This window comes from Microvirga sp. 2TAF3 (assembly GCF_052114965.1).
Classification (GTDB): domain Bacteria; phylum Pseudomonadota; class Alphaproteobacteria; order Rhizobiales; family Beijerinckiaceae; genus Microvirga.
The window spans coordinates 84,194-102,730 of the sequence record NZ_JBFRFT010000002.1 but is presented as its reverse complement, the minus strand read 5'-3'; the positions used below and the strand labels follow the sequence as shown (position 1 = coordinate 102,730).

Annotated in this window: 16 protein-coding genes; 4 read left to right on the top strand and 12 right to left on the bottom strand. The window is 63.0% G+C overall.

Annotated elements, in window-relative coordinates; translation table 11 throughout:
• Nucleotides 1–19: 19 nt before the first annotated feature.
• The 3 genes from AB4Y97_RS02845 to AB4Y97_RS02835 all read right to left on the bottom strand — a co-directional run bounded on the left by AB4Y97_RS02845 (nt 20) and on the right by AB4Y97_RS02835 (nt 5,052).
• Nucleotides 20–2,389 carry a heavy metal translocating P-type ATPase gene (locus AB4Y97_RS02845; RefSeq protein ID WP_441997494.1) on the bottom strand — a complete coding sequence of 790 codons (2,370 nt, stop codon included), beginning with the start codon at nt 2,387–2,389 and terminating at the stop codon, nt 20–22.
• Between the two features lie 234 nt (nt 2,390–2,623).
• Nucleotides 2,624–4,879 carry a PAS domain-containing sensor histidine kinase gene (locus AB4Y97_RS02840; RefSeq protein ID WP_441997493.1) on the bottom strand — a complete coding sequence of 752 codons (2,256 nt, stop codon included), beginning with the start codon at nt 4,877–4,879 and terminating at the stop codon, nt 2,624–2,626.
• Nucleotides 4,876–5,052, bottom strand: coding sequence for a type II toxin-antitoxin system ParD family antitoxin (locus AB4Y97_RS02835; protein ID WP_441997492.1), 177 nt, complete (start codon nt 5,050–5,052; stop codon nt 4,876–4,878). The genes AB4Y97_RS02840 and AB4Y97_RS02835 overlap by 4 nt, the downstream gene beginning before the upstream one ends.
• A 457-nt stretch (nt 5,053–5,509) precedes the next feature.
• Between AB4Y97_RS02835 and AB4Y97_RS02830 the strand changes: the two genes are divergently transcribed.
• Nucleotides 5,510–6,352, top strand: a complete 843-nt coding sequence (locus tag AB4Y97_RS02830) for a transporter substrate-binding domain-containing protein (RefSeq protein ID WP_441997491.1) — start codon at nt 5,510–5,512, stop codon at nt 6,350–6,352.
• A gap of 68 nt (nt 6,353–6,420) precedes the next feature.
• Here AB4Y97_RS02830 and AB4Y97_RS02825 read toward each other — a convergent pair whose 3' ends face one another.
• Genes AB4Y97_RS02825 through AB4Y97_RS02815 form a run of 3 tightly spaced genes read right to left on the bottom strand, consistent with a single transcriptional unit; the run spans nt 6,421 to nt 8,906 of the window.
• Nucleotides 6,421–7,323 carry a polysaccharide deacetylase family protein gene (locus tag AB4Y97_RS02825; RefSeq protein WP_441997490.1) on the bottom strand — a complete coding sequence of 301 codons (903 nt, stop codon included), beginning with the start codon at nt 7,321–7,323 and terminating at the stop codon, nt 6,421–6,423.
• 17 nt (nt 7,324–7,340) lie between these two features.
• On the bottom strand, nt 7,341–8,114 hold the full coding sequence (locus tag AB4Y97_RS02820) for an SDR family NAD(P)-dependent oxidoreductase (RefSeq protein ID WP_441997489.1): 774 nt from the start codon (nt 8,112–8,114) through the stop codon (nt 7,341–7,343).
• 3 nt (nt 8,115–8,117) lie between these two features.
• Nucleotides 8,118–8,906, bottom strand: coding sequence for an IclR family transcriptional regulator (locus AB4Y97_RS02815; protein WP_441997488.1), 789 nt, complete (start codon nt 8,904–8,906; stop codon nt 8,118–8,120).
• A gap of 96 nt (nt 8,907–9,002) precedes the next feature.
• Between AB4Y97_RS02815 and AB4Y97_RS02810 the strand changes: the two genes are divergently transcribed.
• Nucleotides 9,003–9,743, top strand: a complete 741-nt coding sequence (locus AB4Y97_RS02810) for an SDR family NAD(P)-dependent oxidoreductase (RefSeq protein WP_441997487.1) — start codon at nt 9,003–9,005, stop codon at nt 9,741–9,743.
• Nucleotides 9,744–9,861: 118 nt separating this feature from the next.
• Entirely contained in the window at nt 9,862–10,977 is a 1,116-nt protein-coding gene (locus AB4Y97_RS02805) for an oxidoreductase (protein ID WP_441997486.1), read from the top strand.
• Nucleotides 10,978–11,014: 37 nt separating this feature from the next.
• On the opposite strand, the gene AB4Y97_RS02800 is transcribed toward AB4Y97_RS02805, so the two are convergent.
• From AB4Y97_RS02800 to AB4Y97_RS02775, 6 genes are all read right to left on the bottom strand, one after another.
• Nucleotides 11,015–11,863, bottom strand: coding sequence for an alpha/beta hydrolase (locus AB4Y97_RS02800; protein WP_441997485.1), 849 nt, complete (start codon nt 11,861–11,863; stop codon nt 11,015–11,017).
• On the bottom strand, nt 11,856–12,554 hold the full coding sequence (locus AB4Y97_RS02795) for an ABC transporter ATP-binding protein (protein WP_441997484.1): 699 nt from the start codon (nt 12,552–12,554) through the stop codon (nt 11,856–11,858). Before AB4Y97_RS02795 ends, AB4Y97_RS02800 begins: the two co-directional genes overlap by 8 nt.
• Nucleotides 12,554–13,309 carry an ABC transporter ATP-binding protein gene (locus AB4Y97_RS02790; RefSeq protein WP_441997483.1) on the bottom strand — a complete coding sequence of 252 codons (756 nt, stop codon included), beginning with the start codon at nt 13,307–13,309 and terminating at the stop codon, nt 12,554–12,556. The genes AB4Y97_RS02795 and AB4Y97_RS02790 overlap by 1 nt, the downstream gene beginning before the upstream one ends.
• Nucleotides 13,302–14,333, bottom strand: a complete 1,032-nt coding sequence (locus tag AB4Y97_RS02785; RefSeq protein ID WP_441997482.1) for a branched-chain amino acid ABC transporter permease — start codon at nt 14,331–14,333, stop codon at nt 13,302–13,304. The genes AB4Y97_RS02790 and AB4Y97_RS02785 overlap by 8 nt, the downstream gene beginning before the upstream one ends.
• Nucleotides 14,334–14,342: 9 nt before the next feature.
• Nucleotides 14,343–15,263 (bottom strand): branched-chain amino acid ABC transporter permease, encoded by a 921-nt coding sequence (locus AB4Y97_RS02780; RefSeq protein WP_441997481.1) that lies wholly within the window; start codon nt 15,261–15,263, stop codon nt 14,343–14,345.
• Nucleotides 15,264–15,419: 156 nt separating this feature from the next.
• Nucleotides 15,420–16,595 (bottom strand): ABC transporter substrate-binding protein, encoded by a 1,176-nt coding sequence (locus AB4Y97_RS02775; protein WP_441997749.1) that lies wholly within the window; start codon nt 16,593–16,595, stop codon nt 15,420–15,422.
• A gap of 284 nt (nt 16,596–16,879) precedes the next feature.
• Between AB4Y97_RS02775 and AB4Y97_RS02770 the strand changes: the two genes are divergently transcribed.
• Complete coding sequence (locus tag AB4Y97_RS02770) at nt 16,880–18,532, top strand: benzoate-CoA ligase family protein (RefSeq protein WP_441997480.1); 1,653 nt, start codon at nt 16,880–16,882, stop codon at nt 18,530–18,532.
• The last annotated feature ends 5 nt before the right edge of the window (nt 18,533–18,537 follow it).

Below are 18,537 nucleotides of genomic sequence, written 5' to 3'. Positions count from 1 at the left end.
AATCAAAAGCTTCGGCAGGTCAGAGTTTGACCGTGCGCAGGCGAATGGCATTGCCGATCACGCTGACCGAGGACAGCGCCATGGCGGCCGCCGCGATGATCGGCGAGAGCAGGATGCCGAAGAATGGGTAGAGCACGCCCGCCGCGACCGGCACGCCGAGCGCGTTGTAGATGAAGGCGAAGAACAGGTTCTGGCGGATGTTGCGCATGGTTGCCTGCGAGAGACGCCGCGCCCGCGCGATGCCGGTCAGATCGCCTTTGAGAAGGGTTATATCCGCACTTTCCATCGCGACATCGGTTCCTGTGCCCATGGCGATGCCGACATCCGCAGCCGCCAATGCCGGAGCATCGTTCACTCCGTCTCCCGCCATCGCGACCACGCATCCTGCCACCCTGTGACGCTGGATCACGGCGCCCTTCTGGTCGGGCAGGACTTCCGCCTCCACCTCGTCGATCCCGAGTCGGCGCGCAACCGCCTTGGCCGTCGTCCAGTTGTCGCCGGTGAGCATCACGACCCGTACGCCCTCCGCTTTGAGCGCGGCAAGCGCCTCGGGGGTCGAGGCCTTCACCGGATCGGCAATGGCGATGGCGCCCGCACCTCGCCCGTCGATGCCGGCGAAGATGACCGTCGCGCCGTCCTCGCGCAGCTTGTCGGCCTGGCCGGCCAGAGGGCCGACGTCGACCCCGTGCTCCGCCAGGAACGCTTTGTTGCCAAGGACGATATGCCGGCCTTCCACGGTGCCGAGCGCCCCCTTGCCGGTGGGTGAATCAAAGTCGACGACAGGGGCCGTCGCAATGCCTTGCTTTTCCGCCGCGGCCACGATGGCCATGGCGAGCGGGTGCTCGCTCGCACGCTCGACGCTGGCCGTCAGGCGCAGGATCTCGGCCTCGGTGAAGCCGGGAGCCGGCACGATGGCCGTGACCGCAGGCTTGCCCTCGGTGAGTGTGCCGGTCTTGTCGACGACAAGCGTATCGACCTTCTCCATGTGCTCAAGCGCTTCGGCGTTCTTGATCAGAACTCCAGCCTGGGCTCCGCGCCCGACGCCGACCATGATCGACATCGGCGTGGCGAGACCCAGTGCGCAGGGGCAGGCGATGATCAGCACCGAGACCGCCGCCACGAGGCCAAAAGCCAAGCGCGGCTCCGGACCCCAGATTGCCCAGGCGATGAAGGCGAGCACCGCCATCCCGATCACAGCTGGCACGAAGTATCCCGAGACCTGATCGGCGAGCCGCTGGATGGGGGCACGGCTCCGCTGCGCCTCGGCGACGAGCTGGACGATCTGCGACAGCATGGTGTCGCGTCCGACCTTCCGTGCCTCGACGATCAGACTTCCGGATTGGTTCATAGTGCCGCCGATCACCTTGGCGCCGACCTCCTTGGTGACCGGCATGGACTCGCCGGTCACCATCGACTCGTCGACCGAGCTGCGCCCTTCGACGACTCCGCCGTCGACCGGGACCTTCTCGCCCGGACGGACCCGCAGGAGGTCGCCAACCTGAACGGTATCGAGAGGAACCTCCCTCTCGCTTCCACCGTCCCGGATCAGCCTTGCGGTCTTGGGTGCGAGGTCGAGCAGGGCCCGGATGGCGCCGCTGGTACTCTCGCGGGCGCGCAGCTCCAGGACTTGGCCAAGCAGGACGAGCACCGTGATGACCGCCGCCGCTTCGAAATAGACCGCGACCGAGCCGTCATGGCCACGGAAGGCAGCCGGGAAGATGTCGGGAACGAGTGTAGCGACCACGCTGTAGAGCCAGGCCACGCCGGTGCCCATGGCGATCAGCGTGAACATGTTGAGGCTGCGGTTCCTGAGCGACTGCCAGCCGCGCTCGAAGAAGGGCCAGCCAGCCCACAGCACGACCGGCGTGGCCAGGGCGAGCTGGATCCAATTGGATGTGCTGCGCGAGACGAGATGATCGAGCCCAACGAGATGCTCGCCCATCTCCAGGGCGAAGACCGGAACGGTCAGGGCAAGCCCGATCCAGAACCGCCGTTTCATGTCGATCAACTCGACATTGGGCGTCGCCTCGGCGCTGACGAGGACAGGTTCCAGAGCCATGCCGCAGATCGGGCATGACCCCGGGCCGACCTGGCGGATCTCGGGATGCATCGGGCAGGTGTAGATCGTGCCCTCGGGAATGGGCTCTGCCTTCCGGGTGCTTGCCGGCTCAGCGTATTTCCCAGGGTCGGCCGTGAACTTCGACTGGCAGCCGGCCGAGCAGAAGTAATACGGCTTGCCGTGATACTGGGCCCGGTGCGGGGTCGTGTGCGGATCGACCGTCATGCCACAGACAGGATCCTTCACCTTCACGGCATCCGTGGCGGGCTCAGAGTGATGGTGGGCATGGTCTGCGTGGCCATTTTCCTTTGAGGTGCGGGTGTCGTTCATGGCAGTTCTCTGCTTGCGCCTCTATGCGGAGTGGGAAGCTTGAGGCTTCCTGTGATGGGAAGATCAAGCGCTTCGCGCCGGACGCCTGTTCGACGAGGTGGGCAAAGGCGGACCTGCATCACCATAGATGGTCTCGAACCGGCGTTCCGCCCAGGCGACTGAGTGACATCCGCGAAACAGACTGCCTCGGCTGTCTTTCACGGGTGGGGCTATAGTTCGGCTTCGAGGCCGGCTTCATGCAGGCTCTTGCTCTGTAGCCTCCGACCGTAATGGAGCCTCGACCGTGCAGATCACTCCGGTCCGGGCGAATTCGATCTTTACCTCGCCCTCAAGCTCGTGGGCCAAGCTTCGCTCGATAAGCCGCGATCCGAAACCTCTTCGTGTTGGCGGGCAAACCAGAGGACCCCCTCGCTCTTCCCAGCGCAAGGACAGGCGCGGCGACTTGGCCGCTTGTTCGATCGACCATGTCAGATGGACCTCACCCGTCGGATTGGAGAGCGCTCCATATTTGACGGCATTGGTCACGAGTTCCTGGAGGGCCATCGCAACTGCGAGCGACATGTGGGGAGAGAGCCTGGCCGCTGGTCCCTGGCAGTGGAAACGCTTTTCGCCATGGCTCCGGTAGGGCCTGAAGGCCTGAGCAATGATCTCGTCGAGGGAAGCGCCTTCCCAGCTCTCTCGGGTGAGCACGTCATGGGCCCGCGACAGGGCGAGGAAACGCCCCTCCAAGTCGCTACGGGCTTGCTCAGGCGAAGAGGCGTTGCGCAGGGTCTGGCTCGCGATGGATTGTACGGTCGCGAGGGTGTTCTTCACCCGATGATTCAATTCATTGATAAGCAGGCGCTGATGCTCTCCCGCCCGCTTGTGGCCGGTGATGTCGCGCACGGCGCGAATGCCGTAGAGGGGACGGCCTGCGGCGTCATCGACCCGTGAAGCGGCTACCTCGACCCAGATGATATGGCCATGCTTGTGGATGTATCGCTTCTCTACCGAATAGGTGTGCAAGTCGCCTTTCATCTGCCGGTAAAACTTCTCGAGGTCCGACGCGCGATCGTCCGGATGGGTCAGATCCGTGATGGTCCGCGCGAGCAGTTCGTCGCGGCTATAGCCGCTGAGGGAACAAAGCTGCTCGTTGACCCGCAGAAAGCGTCCATCGGTATCGACTTCACCGATGCCAATGAAGGCATGCTCGTAGGTGGCGCGAAGCCTTTGCTCGTTTTCGCGCAGAGCTGCTTCAGCCCGCTTGGAGTCATTGAGATCCCGCAGGTAGGCCGTAAAATGCGCCTTGCCGGCGATTTGGATCGAGTTGATCGCGAGTTCGACCGGGAACCGGGAGCCATCGGCCCGGAGGGCCTCCAACTCGATCCGTTGTCCCAGGACGGATTCACGGCCGGTGGCGACGTAATGGGCCATGCCGCGACGATGCTGCTCGCGATATTCGGGCGGGATGATCAGAGCGGCAAGGTCGTGGCCGAGCGCCTCGTCGCGCGAGTAGCCGAAGGTTTGTTCCGCGCTCGGGTTCCATTCGACGATGCGGCTTTCGCTGTTCACCGTGACGATACTGTCGAGCGCAGATTCCAGGATTGCACTCTTCAGGGTCTCGCTCGCGCGAAGGGCCTCTTCGGCTTCCTTCTGGCTCGTGATGTCGATAACGACGCCTACGAAGTAGGCCGGCTTGCCCTCCTCATCAGGGCGGATTTCCGCGCGGACCAGTAACCAGCGCACCTCCCCGTCAGGTCGAATGAAGCGGAATTCGACCTCAGTATAATGGTCGCCGCGGGCGAGGGCGGCGCGGCCGGCTTGCTGAACACGATCGAGGTCGTCCGGATGGTACCGGGCGCGTAGCTCCGCGGCCGTCGGAATGGCATCGAGTTCAAGCCCAAGCAGTTGATTGAGCTCTCGCGAGATCCGGACATTCTGGGTTGGGATGTGGAGCTCCCAGATCGCCATGCGGCCGGCCTCGATCGCGACGCGCAATCGTTGCTCGCTCTCGCGCAAAGACTCTTCGGAGCGCTTGAGCTCCGTCAGATCGGTTGCAAGGAGATAGAAGCCATCGATACTTCCATCTTCCAGGACATGGGGAATGTATTCGGACCTGACAAAACTTTGGGTCTCCGCCTCCGTGGTCCTCCACCATTCGAAACTGACCCGCTCACCGGCGAGCGCGGCCTCGACGCTGGTACGGACCGTCTCATAGGCCTTCTCGCCTACCGCCTCTCGAATGTGCAGACCATATAACTCGTCCGATGGATGCCCGAACCAGTGCTGATAAGCTTTGTTGTTGAATCTGTAGCGCTGATCCCTGTCGACATAGCCAACCAGGCCGGGCAAATTGTCGGTGATGTCGCGAAGGCGCTTCTCACTGGCCCTGCGATCCGCCTCGGAGCTGTTCAAACGGTCTTGGAGTTCGGCAATCTGCCTCTCAAGTTCTGTCTGGCGGGCCCGCAGGCGTTCGAACTCAGTCGACGGGGAGAGGCTAGGTTCGTTCATTGCCGGCCAGACGGTTTCGTTGAGATTTCCTTGGGGGCCAGTACGCTGAGCAGTTGCAGGGTTGATCGAACAGCGTGGTTCGCGTTCCGATGGCGGGCCGATACAACCTTGCGGTCGATGAAGGCCTCGAAATTTCGCGTGAGGAATACGCTGCGGGTTTTACATGTTGGCATGGCCCATGAGAGCTATAGCAGGATTTTCATGTGTCAATCATGGGCACTGTCACACTTGATCCGCGGCTCGAACCTCCTGCAACATGGTCGCGACGGGGCCTGCTGCAAGATCTGCTCCAGCAGCTTGCGACCTTTCATCGGATGCGGCGTCGCAACCCGGTAGGATCGTCTTCGTTGAAATGACCGCACAGGCCGCGCCCTTATCGCGCTTGGCAGGGCATGAGGCCGAGTAAGGCCCTCGCTGGAGATACCAAAAGGCCACGAATTCTGCGGCAATGGGCCGTCCTGTGTTCATATATGAGAACATCATTCCACTTTGAGAACGCTCCGCGGCCTGTAAATTTTATGCTGGCTGGGTACCGTCTTATTGAAACGACGTTGCTTTGACGAACGGAAGAGCAGTTGCTTCAAGACAAAAGATGGGCTGCGGCATCTTGTCGGAAAACGAGGGAAGCAGATGAAGAATTTTAGGTCTCTGGGAGTGGGGCTTGCTCTGGCGGCTCTTGTCGGCGCATGGGCTGTGCCCGCTTCGGCGAAGGAATGGAAGGAAATCACGATCGGTGTGGAGGGCGCGTTCCCGCCCTTCAATCTGACGACGCCGGACGGCAAGCTGGACGGCTTCGACATGGACGTGGCCAAGGAGGTCTGCAAGCGCGCCAATCTGAAATGCACCTTCGTGGCGCAGGATTGGGACAGCCAGATCCCCTCGCTGCTGGCGAACAAGTTCGACGCAGTGCTTACGATGGGTCCCAACCCGAAGCGGCGTGAGGTGATCGATTTCACGGATCCTTACGCCATCACCCCGAACACGTTCCTCGTCGCCAAGGACGGCCCGCTCGCAAAGCTGCCGCATACGGGCGAGAACATCTCGGTGAACGATGCCAGCTCGAAGCCGGTTCTAGAGGAGCTGCGCGCGAAGCTGAAAGGCAAGAGCGTGGGCGTCGCCCTCTCCACCAGCCAGCAGCAGTTCATGGAGGAGAACTTCAAGAACGATGCTGACTTGCGGACCTACAAGTCCTCGGAGCAGGGCCAGCTCGATCTCGACACGGGCCGCATCGATGCCCAGTTCGACAATGTCGTCTTCGTGGCGAGCATGGTCGAAAAGAGCAAGGGCAACCTGGTGGCGTCGGGTCCGTTTCTGACCGGCGGCATCATGGCGACCAATGTCTGCATCGGTATCCGCAAGAACGAGCCTGAGCTCAAGGAAATCCTGAGCAAGGCGATTCAGTCCGCCGCTGCCGACGGCACGCTGCGCAATCTGTCGGTGAAGTGGTTCAAGACTGACGTCAGCCCGAAATAGGATCGAGCGATCCGGCGGTGTTTGTAATCGCCGGATCGCTTTTCAGAAAGTGAGCGCGTAAGCGCCGATTACTGCGCCGCCGCCTTGGCATGGCGGACAATGTCCGCATGTGTTGCGAACCAGACACCCGGCTGCGCCTTGATGACCCGGATCAGCTCTTCGAGGATCCAGATCCGCGAGCGATGCCCGATGATGTCGGGATGCATGGTCAGCTGAAAAATTCCGCCCTCGGCATGAGCGAGCTCGAACTCCTTCGCGAAGATGCCCAGAACATCCGAGGGTGCGATATAAGGCCGAAGGCCGGTCCAGCGGTCCATGTGGAGATAGGCGGCATCGTCGCGGATCCATTCGACCGGCAGCTCGACGACGCCCGTGGGCTCTCCGTCCATCATCAACTCGTAGCAGTCGTTGTCGGCCATCAGCGACGAGTCGTAGAGAAGGCCCATGTCCCTCGTGATCTTCAGCGTATTGGCGCTGAAATCCCATGACGGCGTGCGGATTCCGACAGGGCGGGTGCCGGTGATCTCCTCGAGCTTGTCGGCGGAGCGCATCTGAAGATCGCGCTCGGCCTCTTCGGGCAACAGGGTGTTGCGCTCATGGATCCAGCCATGGAGGGCGATTTCGTGCCCCTCATCGGCAAGCTGGCGCTGCTCGTCGGGATAAAGCATCGCCGCGACCGCCGGGACGAAGAAGGTGGTCTTGGCACCGAAGCGGTCCAGGAGGCTGCGGATGCGCGGTACGCCCTGGCGCGATCCGTACTGGCCCTGCGACATGACGCTGATCGAACGTCCGCCATCGCGAAGATCGGCCGTCTCGTGATCGGAGTCGAACGACAGCGCAACCGCGCATCTGGCGCCGTTCGGCCAGGTTTTCGGACGCAGCGAGCGCCCTGCGCGGACACCGCCGACGACACGGCGCCATTGCGCCTCCGGCCATTGCCACGGCTCGGCAGGCTTGTTCGTTTCATTCATGGCTCTCTCCCATTTTCTTAGGTCGGTCCGCCGCTCACCGGCAGAACCTGTCCGGTGATCCAGCTTGCGTAATCCGATGCGAGAAAGAGAACCGCGTGCGCGATGTCGCGCGGCTCTCCGAGACGGCGCAGGGGGATTTCCTCGATCATGGCCTTCTGGCCGGCCTCGCCATAGGAGTTCCACTGGCGCTCGTAATCCGGGCTGGTGCGCAGAAAGCCCGGAGCGATGGCGTTGACGTTGATCCCGAATGGCCCCAGCTCGTGCCCAAGCTGGCGCATGAGCCCGAGCTGGCCCGCCTTGGCGCTTGCATAGGCCTGGATGCCCGTGAGGCTGATGCCGAGGCCCGCGCCGCTGGAAATCATGACGATCTTGCCCTGCCGCCTGGCTTTCATGCGGGGCACGACGGCGCTTGCGACGAGGAAGGCGCCTTTGACATTGACGTCGTAGATATCGTCCCATTCCTGCGGGGTGACTTGTTCGACAGGTTTCTTCGACTGGCCTCTCACGCCGCCGGCGACATGGACGAAAATGTCGAAACCGCCGCATTCCGCTTCCATTTCACGAACACGGTCGGTCACGTCGATGGGGTCGGTAACGTCGAGTGTGCGCGCCTCGATCGACCCGCCGCGATCGGTTTTCACCGTCGCTTTGAGCCTGACGAGTTCTTCCTCAAGGATATCCGTCGCAAAAACTTTTGCGCCCCGGGTGGCAAATGCCTCGACGATCCCCTGGCCGATCCCACGGGCTGCGCCCGTCACCAGCACTGACCGGCCTTCGAAATAGATATCCATTGGCTAATCCTGTGAAATTGCGCCCCTGAAACCGAGCTTCGCACTGAGAAGCCGGGCATGACGCTGGGTGGCATCGATCATGCGCTGCTTGGAGGTTTCGAAACGCATGGTGACGGTTGCCATGTTGAGCGCCGCGACGACCTCGCCGGAGGCATCGCGCACGGGGCATGCGACGCCGGAGCCGCCGAGATAGGCCTCCTGGTCGCAAACGGCATATTCGTTCCTGCGCACTGCTTCGAGCGTGCGCCTGATCTCCAGCCGGTCCGTCATGGTGAATTCCGTGTGACGGATGAGCCGCTCGCGGCCGAGATAATCGTCCACGCGGTGAGGGGACCAGAAAGCCAGCAATACCCGGCCCATGGCCGTGCAATAGGCGGGATCGGAGCCCGACAGGTCGGTGTCGAACTTGATTACCTGGCGGCTCGTGCTCTTGGCGATCGACTTCACGCGTCCGTCGCGCTTGCGCACGCCGAGAAACACCGTCTCACCTTCCGCGTCGCGCAGGCTGTCCATGATCGGCTGCGCCACCGCGATGAGCTGCGCTTCCCGCCCGCTGCTCCATCCCGGCCCGCTGCGGCAGGCCTCATGGAGGCGATAATGCTCCGGCTCCTCCCGCGTGACGTAGCCGCGGGAAACGAGTGTCGCGAGGAGAGAGTGGGTGCTGCTCTTCGGATAGCCCAGCTCCGCCACGATATCTCTCAGGCTCATGGGCTCCGTCGAGCGGGCGAGCAATTCCAGGAGTTCCAGAACCCGCACTGCCGACTTGACCTCGGAGATTGCATCATCGTTCATATATGTGAACCATATTCCACTTGCGGGACAAGGATCAGTTGGGAACAGTTCCACTGTCAAGGGAAAAGGCATGACACCGTCAGGAGTGAGGTTGAATTGAAGCAGGTTGCGATTGTCACCGGCGGGGCGAGGGGCATCGGCCGCGCCTGCGCTTTGGATCTGGCGCGAACGGGTTTCGACATCGGCCTCGTCGACCTTCTCGAAGCGGAGATGGCGCAGACGGCAGACGATATCCGGGCGCTCGGCCGCGAGGTGCGAACCTATCAGGCCGATGTGTCGGTTTATGGTCGCGCGGGAGAGGTCGTGCGCGATGTTCACTCAGCCTTCGGACGGATCGATTTTCTGCTCAACAATGCGGGCCAGTCGGCTCCCACCGGCATCCTCGAAATCAGCGAGGAAGAATTCGACCGCGCCATCGCGATCAACCTGAAAAGCTGCTTCAACTACATCCAGCACGCCGCACCGATCATGCTCAAGCAGGGCAGGGGCCGGGTCGTGTCCATATCTTCGCTGAATGCGCTTTCGGGCGGCGTGACGGCTGCGGTCAGCAAGTTCGCCTATGCGGCAGCCAAGGCCGGCATTCTCGGCATGACCCGTGCGCTGGCGAAGGAGCTGGGGCCGAACATCGCGGTCAATGCGATCTGCCCCGGCGTCATCAAGACCGAGATCGACACCAACGTCACCGAGCGCGAGCCCGAGATCATCAAGGGCATCGCCCTGGGCCGCCTAGGATGTGCCGATGACGTCGCGCGCCTCGTCACGTTCCTGGCGTCCTCGGAGCCGTGCTTCATGACCGGCCAGACATTCGTCGTGGATGGCTTCCAGTTCAACGTCTGACGGAGCAACGCGCCGAATGGCGCGCCTCCCGTCTCATTCCTGTGTTTGCGGTCCCTGATCGGGACGACGCAGACAGTTCCCTCCGAACCGGAACTTAATCTCTTCTCCGGAGATCATCATGTCGGCTCCCGCATCGCTTTTCTCGCCTCTCGCACTCGGCAATCTCGAATTGCCGAACCGGGTCGCCGTCGCGCCCATGTGCCAGTACTCGGCCAATGACGGCTGCGCCACGGCTTGGCATCTTCAGCACCTCATGAATCTCGCCATGTCGGGCGCGGGACTCGTGATGATCGAGGCGACGGGCGTCGAGCGGGCAGGGCGCATCACCCATGGCTGTCTTGGGCTCTATTCGGATGAAAACGAGCGCGCGCTCGCCAAGGTCTTGCGGGAGGCATCAGCGGTGGCGCTTCCCGGAACGCAATTCGGCATTCAGCTGTCGCATGCGGGCCGCAAGGGATCGGCTCATCGTCCGTGGGAGGGGGGCGGTTCGCTCCAGGACGGGGAAGGGTGGCGGACGTTTGCGCCCTCCGAGATCCCGCATCGTTCCGGCTGGCATGTTCCCGCCTCGGTCGGCGACGCCGATGTGGAGCGCATCCTTGCTGCCTTCCGTGCGGCGGCAAGGCGGGCCGAGCGTATCGGGATCAGGGTCATCGAAGTGCATATGGCACACGGCTATCTGCTCCATCAATTCCTCTCGCCTTTGTCCAACCACCGGAGCGATGCCTGGGGTGGCGATGCGGAACGCCGCATGGCTCTGCCGCTCGCCGTCGCACGCGCGGTCCGCGAGGTTGCTCCTGATTGCGTCGTCGGTGCCCGGATCACCGGTAGCGACTGGGCTGAAGGAGGGCTGGAGCCGCACGATGCGGTGATGCTGGCCCGTGCTCTGAAGGCCATCGGTCTCGATTATGTCTGTGTGACCTCCAGCGGCATTCCCACTGCCAATCCGACGGTCGACGACCCGGATTCCGCGCAGATCCCCCTTGCGGCTATCGTCAGGAAAGAAACCGGGATCGTCACGCGGGCCGTCGGGCTCATCGTCGATCCGGTGGAGGCGAACGAGATCATCGAAACCGGGCAGGCCGATCAGGTCGCCATCGCCCGCGCCTTCCTCGACGATCCGCGCTGGGGCTGGCATGCCGCCCATCGTCTCGGCAAAACCGTGCCGTATCCCGGCCCCTATGCCTGGGCCGCACCGGCGGAGTGGTCAGGGATCGATAAGGCACAGCGGGCGTGACACGATAAGGTCCGGAAAAGGCGTCGCGGCCTGAGGATCAGGCCTTGGCCGCCAGTCTGACCAGTGTGTCGACCAGAACGTCCGCCGGGTCCGCAAGACCGGCGAGCACGTCGAAATGGTGGGCATCCGGCACTTCGTGGACGCTGCCCATGACTCCCGCTTCGACCCATCGCGTGACGAAATCGCGGGATTGGCGTCGGAACTCGTCGCTCTCGGCTCCGCCGACCACAGCGACGACGCGGCCATGCGCCGGCGGTGTCCAGTGAATCGGGCTCAGGCGATGCGCTTCCCCGTCAGTCAGTCCCAGCGCGACATTGAGCGAAGTAGGAACGAGCGGGACAAGATCGAATAAGCCGGAAATCGGCATGCCTGCCACGATCGGACGACCGGATGAAGAGGCTGGTCGCGCCATCAGGCATGCCGCGAGATGCCCACCGGCCGAATGCCCCGAGACCACGAGCGGACGACCTGTGCGTTGCATGAGGAAGGCCGCGGCGGTCTCCATCTCTGCGACAATCGCGCTCAACGTCACCGAGGGAGCAAGATCGTAGCTTGGCACGGCGACCGTGAGGCCACGCTCATTGGCCCCGCGCGCGAGGTGACTGGCCGAAGACTTGTCGAGCGCCTGCCAGTAACCGCCATGGATGAACAGGACGACAGGCCCGCCCGCATCTCCGCCTTGCGGATGGAACAGGTCGAGCCGGTGCCTTTCGCCTGGACCGTAGGCAAGGTCCAGCTCGCATCGCGCCGTGGCGCGATAGGCAGCGGCGTCCCGATACCAACCGGCGATGTGGGTGGGATGTTCGGCAACGCGAGCCCGGTTGTTGTACTCGGCCTCGAGATCGAGATCGGCCTTCGCCATGGTGCCCGCGTCTTCCTCAGACATGAAGATACCGGTCCTTGAGGGTTGCATCCGCCATCAGTTCGGCGCTCGTGCCCGTCCAGACCGAGCGCCCCTTCTCGATGATCACGTGCCGGTCGGCGAAGCCCGCAAGCGCATCGACATTCTTGTCGATGACCAGGATCGATTGGTGCTCGCCGCGAAGCCGCTTGAGGCAGGTCCAGATCTCCGCGCGGATCAGCGGTGCCAGCCCCTCCGTCGCTTCGTCGAGGATGATGAGCTTCGGGTTCGTCATCAATGCGCGGCCGATGGCGAGCATCTGCTGCTCGCCGCCGGAGAGCTGGGTGCCGAGATTGGCGCGGCGCTCCTTCAGGCGCGGAAACAGGTCGTAGATCGCCTGAAGCGTCCATCGGCGGGAGCCTGTCCGGCTTGAGGCCGTCGCGACGAGATTTTCCTCGACGGTCAGCGTCGGAAAGATCTGCCGTCCCTCCGGCACGAGGCCGATCCCGGCCTGGGCGACCCGGTAAGGCGCGAGACCCGTCATGGACGAACCGTCGAAGCGCACTTCGCCGCCACGGGTGCGAAGCAGGCCCATGATGGAGCGTATGGTCGTGGTCTTACCCATGCCGTTGCGGCCGAGAAGCGTCACGACTTCGCCCGTGCCCACATCGAGCGAGATATCGAACAGGACCTGGGCCGCTCCGTAGGACGCCTGGAGATTGCGGACGGACAGCATCAGACAACCTCCTCCTCGCCGAGATAGGCGGCACGCACCTCCGGGTTGGCGCGGATCCTTTCCGGCGTATCGGTCGCGATCACGCGCCCATAGACGAGAACGCTGACCCGATCGGCGAGGGAAAAGACCGCATCCATGTCGTGCTCGATGAGGACGATGGTGGTCCGGCTCTTCAGCCGCCGCAATGTCTCCACCACGCGCTGGGAATCGTCGTGGCCGGTGCCCGCCAGCGGTTCGTCGAGAAGAAGCAGCTTCGGCTCGGTGGCAAGCGCAATGGCGAGTTCGAGCTGCCGCTTCTCCCCGTGGGAGAGGAGCCCGGCCGGCACATGGGCCCGAGGCCCGAGGCCGACGAGGTTCAGGCTCTCCATGGCAGGCTCGTTCAGATCCCGCTCACGGGCGGCATGACCGAAGAAGCGGAAGCTGGAACCGGAGCGGGCCTGGACCGCGAGCGCCACGTTCTCAAGTGCGGAGAAGCCCGGCAGGATCGACGTGATCTGGAACGAGCGCGCAAGCCCCCGCCTTACCCGTTCATGCATGGGCAGTCGGGTGATGTCGTTCCCGTCGAACAGGATCTGCCCGGAGGCGGAGGTCAGAAGCCCGGAGATCTGGTGAATGAGGGTCGTTTTTCCCGCGCCGTTCGGGCCGATGATGGCATGCACTTCGCCCGGCTGGATTGACAGGCTTACGTCGTCAGTGACGACAAGGGCGCCGTAGGTTTTACGCAGGTTGCGGAGTTCGAGCAGGTTCTCAGTCATGCCGGCCTCGCCACAGGAGACCCATGATCCCGCCGCGTGCGAACAGCACGATCAGGATGAGGAGGGGCCCGAAGATCATCTTCCAGTTTTCGACCAGCCGGGACCGGATGTCGTCGTTCAGCATAAAGCTCGCGGCATGGAGTATTTCCGGCAGGAACTCCTCCAGCAGCAGGAAAGCGGCCGCGCCGATGATCGCCCCATGCAGGCTTCCGAGCCCGCCGAGAACGACCATGAAGATCAATTCGCCCGACCGCTGCCATGTCATGAAAGACGGGCTGATGAATTCCGCCTGGTTCGCCAGCAGGAATCCGGCCAGACCCGCTATCATGCCGCTGATGACATAGGCGGCGAGCTGATAGCGGAACGGATGGAAGCCGATAGCTTCCATGCGCACGGTGTTCTCCCGCGCTCCGCGCAGAACGCGTCCGAACCGGGACGCGACGATGGCGCGCGACAATATGTAGGTGCCGAGGAGGAAGAACAGGCTGACCCAATAGAAGGAGAAGTCGCCTTTCAACAGCTTGGTGCCCGCGAGAAGACTGCGGGAGGGAAGGGTCATGCCGTCGTCGCCGCCATAGGAGGCGAGCGATGTGGCGAGGAAGAACAGCATCTGGCCGAATGCCAGGGTGATCATGATGAAATAGACGCCCTTGGTTCTCAGCGAGATAGCGCCCGTCACGAGGGCGAAGGCGGCGGAGGCCGCAAGGGCGACCGGGATCTGCACGAGCGCATCCTCGGCCCCATGGCTCGCCAGGATGCCGACCGCATAACCGCCGATGCCGAGAAACGCGGCATGGCCGAAGCTCACCAGGGCGCCGTAGCCGAGGATGAGATCGAGCGACATGGCCGCGATGCCGAAGATCATCACGCGGGTCAGCAGGGACAGCACATAACCTTCGGCGCCGGAGAACGAGGCGAGGGCCGGCGCTGCGGCGAAAACGGCGAAGAGGATGAGAGGAACGATCTCCATTCGGCCGATAGCGGCGGGAGCGGGGGCGGTTTGCGTCTGGGCGAGGTCTGTCATGAGGGCGCCCTATCGCTTCGCGGGAAAGAGGCCGGAGGGCCTGAAGAACAGGACGGCCGCCATGAAGATGTAGATCAGCATCGGCGCGATGGCGCGGCCCGTCTGGCTTGCCGTCGACGGGTCGAGGAACAGCCGCAGCAGGTTCGGTGCGAAGGAGCGTCCGACCGTATCGACGAGCCCGATCAGGATGGCGGCGAGAAACGCTCCGCGGATCGAGCCGATGCCGCCGATCACGATGACGACGAAAGCGAGGATCAGGATATTGTCGCCCATGCCGGGCTCGACGGAGAGGATCGGCGCGACCATCGCACCGGCAAAGCCGGCCAGCATGGCGCCGAACCCGAACACCACCATGAACAATCGCTGGATATTGACACCGAGCGCCGACACCATCTGCGGGTTCGAGGCGCCCGCGCGCACCAGCATGCCGACGCGGGTATGGCTGACGAGAACGTAAAGCAGGGCCGCGACCGCAAGGCCCGCCGCGATGATGGCGAGCCGGTAGACCGGGTAGAGCAGACCGTCGACGATCTCCACGGAGCCGGACAGGATTCCCGGCACGGGCACGTTGAGAGGCGCCGCGCCCCAGACGAATTTCACGGCCTGGTTCAGGAAAACGATGACACCGAAGGTCGCGAGCACCTGATCGAGATGGTCACGATCGTAGAGATGCCGGAAGACGAGCACTTCGAGAAGCAGGCCGAAGGCCAGTGCCGTGGGGAGGGCGAGCAGAAGCGCCCAGCCGAAATTCCCCGTCCAGGCCGTGAACGCCGCCACCAGATAGGCGCCCACCATGTACTGGACGCCATGGGCGAGGTTGATGAAATCCATCACGCCGAACACGAGGGTCAGTCCCGCGGCGATGAGAAACAGAATGAGCCCGAACTGAAGGCCGTTCAGGGCCTGAATGAAAAGCAGGGTCGCAGTCATCGGCACTTCGCTGGCGGCAAAGGTTCGTCGGCCGAAATTCGCATAACCGCTCCCTGGAGCATGATCGGGCTCAAGCCGGAGGCCTTATGACGACATTTGCGGAACATGAACCTCGTCCCGGTTTTTAGCCGGGACGAGGCGAACGATGCGGGCGGCTCAGTTGGTCGCCGTGCATTCCTTGGCATAGGCGTCCGTATAATCGTCGAACACCTTCTGCTCGATTTCGGTCTGGAACTTGCCGTCCGGACGCTTCACGGCCTTCACCAGATAAAAGTCCTGAATCGGGAACCCGTTGGTGCCGAACTTGAAATCGCCACGCAGGGACTTGAAGTCGGCCTTCTTGATGGCCGCCTGGAGCGCGTCCTTGTTGTCCGTCTTGCCGCCGGTCGCCTTCAACGCGCTGTCGATCAGGAGCGCCGCGTCATAGGCGTGCATGGAATAGGAACCCGGAACGGAGTTGTAGGCAGCCTCGTAATCCTTCACGAACTTCTTGTTCTGGGGATTGTCGAGGTTCGGCGCCCAGTTCGAGCCGCCGAACATGCCCACGGCCGCGTCCTGCTGTGCGGGCAGAGTGGATTCATCGACCGTGAAGGCCGACAGGAACGGGATGCGGTCGGCAAGGCCCGCCGCGCGGTATTGCTTGACGAGATTCACGCCCATGCCGCCCGGCATGAAGGTGAAGATCGCGTCGGGCTTCATGGAAGCGATCTTTGCGAGCTCGGACTGGAAGTCGAGAGTGTTGAGCGGAACGTAGGATTCCTCGACGATCTCACCTTTGTAATGCCGCTTGAAGCCCGCGAGCGCATCCTTGCCGGCCTGATAGTTGGGGGCGAGGAGATAGACCTTCTTGTAGCCGCGGTCCTGGGCCACCTTGCCGAGAACCTCATGGTTCTGGTCGTTCTGGTAGGAGGTGGCGAAGAAATAGGGGCTGCAGCTCTTGCCGGCGAGGTTCGACGGGCCGGCATTGGTGCTGATGTAGAAGGTCTTCGCATCGACGATCGGTTTGTGGACGGCAACCGCCACGTTCGAGAAGATCGGGCCGACGACGAAATCGACCTTGTCACGCTCGAGAAGGCCCTTGACCTTCGTCACGGCCACGTCCGGCTTCAACTCATCGTCGACGACGATCACATCGACGTCACGGCCGCCGAGCTTGCCGCCGAGATCCTTGACGGCGAGCTGGAAGCCGTCGCGGGCCTGCTGGCCCAGCACGGCGGAGGGGCCGGAGAGGGTCAGAAGCAGGCCGACCTTCAGCTTCTCCTGCGCCATGGCCGGTGCTGCTGCGAGGCCGAAGGCGGCTGCAAGGCCAAGGGTCTTGATTGTCAGGTTCATCATGAACTCCCGAGTGGCTGTTCCCTGCGCACGGTGCGCCGTGCTGCACGATTTATTTCGGCGGGACGCGACTCGTCTCGCCGATGACCGACGGTAATCTGCCGTAATTCCGGCCTGCCGAATACTCCCTTTCGGTTGGCTGGAATGCTCGTACCCCATGTTCGGGATTGCCAAGCATTATTTGAAGCTTTAAATAATTTTAGGATTTCTTCAAGCGGCTAGTTCCGCAAAAGCGGGCGCATGAAACGACGCCTGCATGACGCGACCGGACAGAGGAATGGACGATGGCGTATACGGCTCATGTCGATACTTTCGCGGGAGACAGCCTTCCCCCTGAAGATCAGTGGCCGGTCTTTCTCCACGACCGGCCGGAGCTTCGATACCCCGAAAGACTCAATTGCGCGGCGGCTTTTCTCGACCGCTGGGTGGAGGAGGGCAGGGGTGATAATCCCTGCCTCATCAGTCCCGGCGAGACCCTGACCTATCGCGCCCTGCAGGAGCGCGTGAACCGGATCTGCAACGTGCTCGTCGGCAGGCTCGGCTTCGTGCCGGGCAACCGGGTGCTGCTGCGCTCCGGCAATAACCCGATGATGGTGGCGCTCTATCTCGCCGTGCTCAAGGCCGGAGGCATCGTGGTGGCGACCATGCCGCTCCTGCGCGCCAAGGAGATCGCCTATCCCATCAACAAGGCGAGGATCTCCATAGCCTTCTGCGATCATCGCCTCGCCGAGGAGATGGAGCGGGCGCGGGCGCTGTCGCCGGATCTGAAGCATGTGATCTATTGGGGCTCCGGCACGCCGGATGGGCTCGAAGCGCTTCTTGCCGAAGCCTCGCCCGAATTCCGAGCCGTGGACACGGCGGCGAATGATGTTTGCCTGATCGGCTTTACCTCCGGCACCACGGGAGAGCCGAAGGGCACCATGCATTTCCACCGGGACATGCTTGCGGTCTGCGACGCCTATGGGCGCAACATCTTGCGGGCGGACCGGACCGACCGGTTCATCGGCTCGCCGCCGCTCGCCTTCACCTTTGGGCTCGGCGGGATCGTGCTTTTTCCCATGAGGATCGGCGCTTCGACAGTGCTTTTGGAGAAAGCCGGGCCAGACGACCTTTTACCCGCTATCGCACAATACAGGGCAACGATCTGCTTCACCGCGCCGACTGCCTATCGCGCCATGTTGTCGAAGCTGGAAAGCCACGACATCTCATCCCTGCGCAAATGCGTTTCCGCCGGCGAGCCGTTGCCGAAGGACACTTTCAATGCCTGGAGGGCGGCAACCGGGATCAAGCTGATGGACGGCATCGGTGCAACCGAAATGCTCCACATCTTCATTGCTGCGACAGAGGAAGACATCCGTCCCGGTGCGACGGGCAAACCGGTGCCGGGCTACGAGGCGAAGATCGTCGATCAGGACGGTCGCGACCTTCCCCCGGGCTCCATTGGCCGTCTTGCCATGCGCGGCCCGACCGGATGCCGTTATCTCGCGGATGAACGGCAGCGGAAATATGTGCAGGATGGCTGGAACATCAGCGGCGATACCTACCTCATGGATGGGGACGGGTATTTCTGGTATCAGGCACGCTCGGACGATATGATCGTCTCGTCCGGCTACAATATTGCCGGTCCGGAGGTCGAGGCCGCCCTTCTCACTCATCCGGCCGTCGCCGAATGCGGCGTGGTCGGAGCGCCCGACCTCGAGCGGGGCATGGTCGCCAAGGCCTATGTGGTTCTGCGCGCGGGTTACGCCGCCAGCGCGGATCTCACCAGGATGCTCCAGGAGCATGTGAAGGCTGAGATCGCCCCTTACAAATATCCCCGCGCCATCGAATATGTCGAAGCTCTGCCGCGGACCCAGACGGGCAAGCTGCAGCGTTTCGAGCTGCGCCGTATCGCGGAGGCAGGCACGCGCACGGACAACACCGCACCGGCCGCTTGATCGGA

Bases quoted from the DNA above. Each gene is read 5' to 3' on its own strand.
- AB4Y97_RS02845 (WP_441997494.1), bottom strand. From the start codon at position 2,389: ATGAACGACACCCGCACCTCAAAGGAAAATGGCCACGCAGACCATGCC.
- AB4Y97_RS02840 (WP_441997493.1), bottom strand. From the start codon at position 4,879: ATGAACGAACCTAGCCTCTCCCCGTCGACTGAGTTCGAACGCCTGCGG.
- AB4Y97_RS02835 (WP_441997492.1), bottom strand. From the start codon at position 5,052: ATGCCAACATGTAAAACCCGCAGCGTATTCCTCACGCGAAATTTCGAG.
- AB4Y97_RS02830 (WP_441997491.1), top strand. From the start codon at position 5,510: ATGAAGAATTTTAGGTCTCTGGGAGTGGGGCTTGCTCTGGCGGCTCTT.
- AB4Y97_RS02825 (WP_441997490.1), bottom strand. From the start codon at position 7,323: ATGAATGAAACGAACAAGCCTGCCGAGCCGTGGCAATGGCCGGAGGCG.
- AB4Y97_RS02820 (WP_441997489.1), bottom strand. From the start codon at position 8,114: ATGGATATCTATTTCGAAGGCCGGTCAGTGCTGGTGACGGGCGCAGCC.
- AB4Y97_RS02815 (WP_441997488.1), bottom strand. From the start codon at position 8,906: ATGAACGATGATGCAATCTCCGAGGTCAAGTCGGCAGTGCGGGTTCTG.
- AB4Y97_RS02805 (WP_441997486.1), top strand. From the start codon at position 9,862: ATGTCGGCTCCCGCATCGCTTTTCTCGCCTCTCGCACTCGGCAATCTC.
- AB4Y97_RS02800 (WP_441997485.1), bottom strand. From the start codon at position 11,863: ATGTCTGAGGAAGACGCGGGCACCATGGCGAAGGCCGATCTCGATCTC.
- AB4Y97_RS02795 (WP_441997484.1), bottom strand. From the start codon at position 12,554: ATGCTGTCCGTCCGCAATCTCCAGGCGTCCTACGGAGCGGCCCAGGTC.
- AB4Y97_RS02790 (WP_441997483.1), bottom strand. From the start codon at position 13,309: ATGACTGAGAACCTGCTCGAACTCCGCAACCTGCGTAAAACCTACGGC.
- AB4Y97_RS02785 (WP_441997482.1), bottom strand. From the start codon at position 14,333: ATGACAGACCTCGCCCAGACGCAAACCGCCCCCGCTCCCGCCGCTATC.
- AB4Y97_RS02780 (WP_441997481.1), bottom strand. From the start codon at position 15,263: ATGACTGCGACCCTGCTTTTCATTCAGGCCCTGAACGGCCTTCAGTTC.
- AB4Y97_RS02775 (WP_441997749.1), bottom strand. From the start codon at position 16,595: ATGAACCTGACAATCAAGACCCTTGGCCTTGCAGCCGCCTTCGGCCTC.
- AB4Y97_RS02770 (WP_441997480.1), top strand. From the start codon at position 16,880: ATGGCGTATACGGCTCATGTCGATACTTTCGCGGGAGACAGCCTTCCC.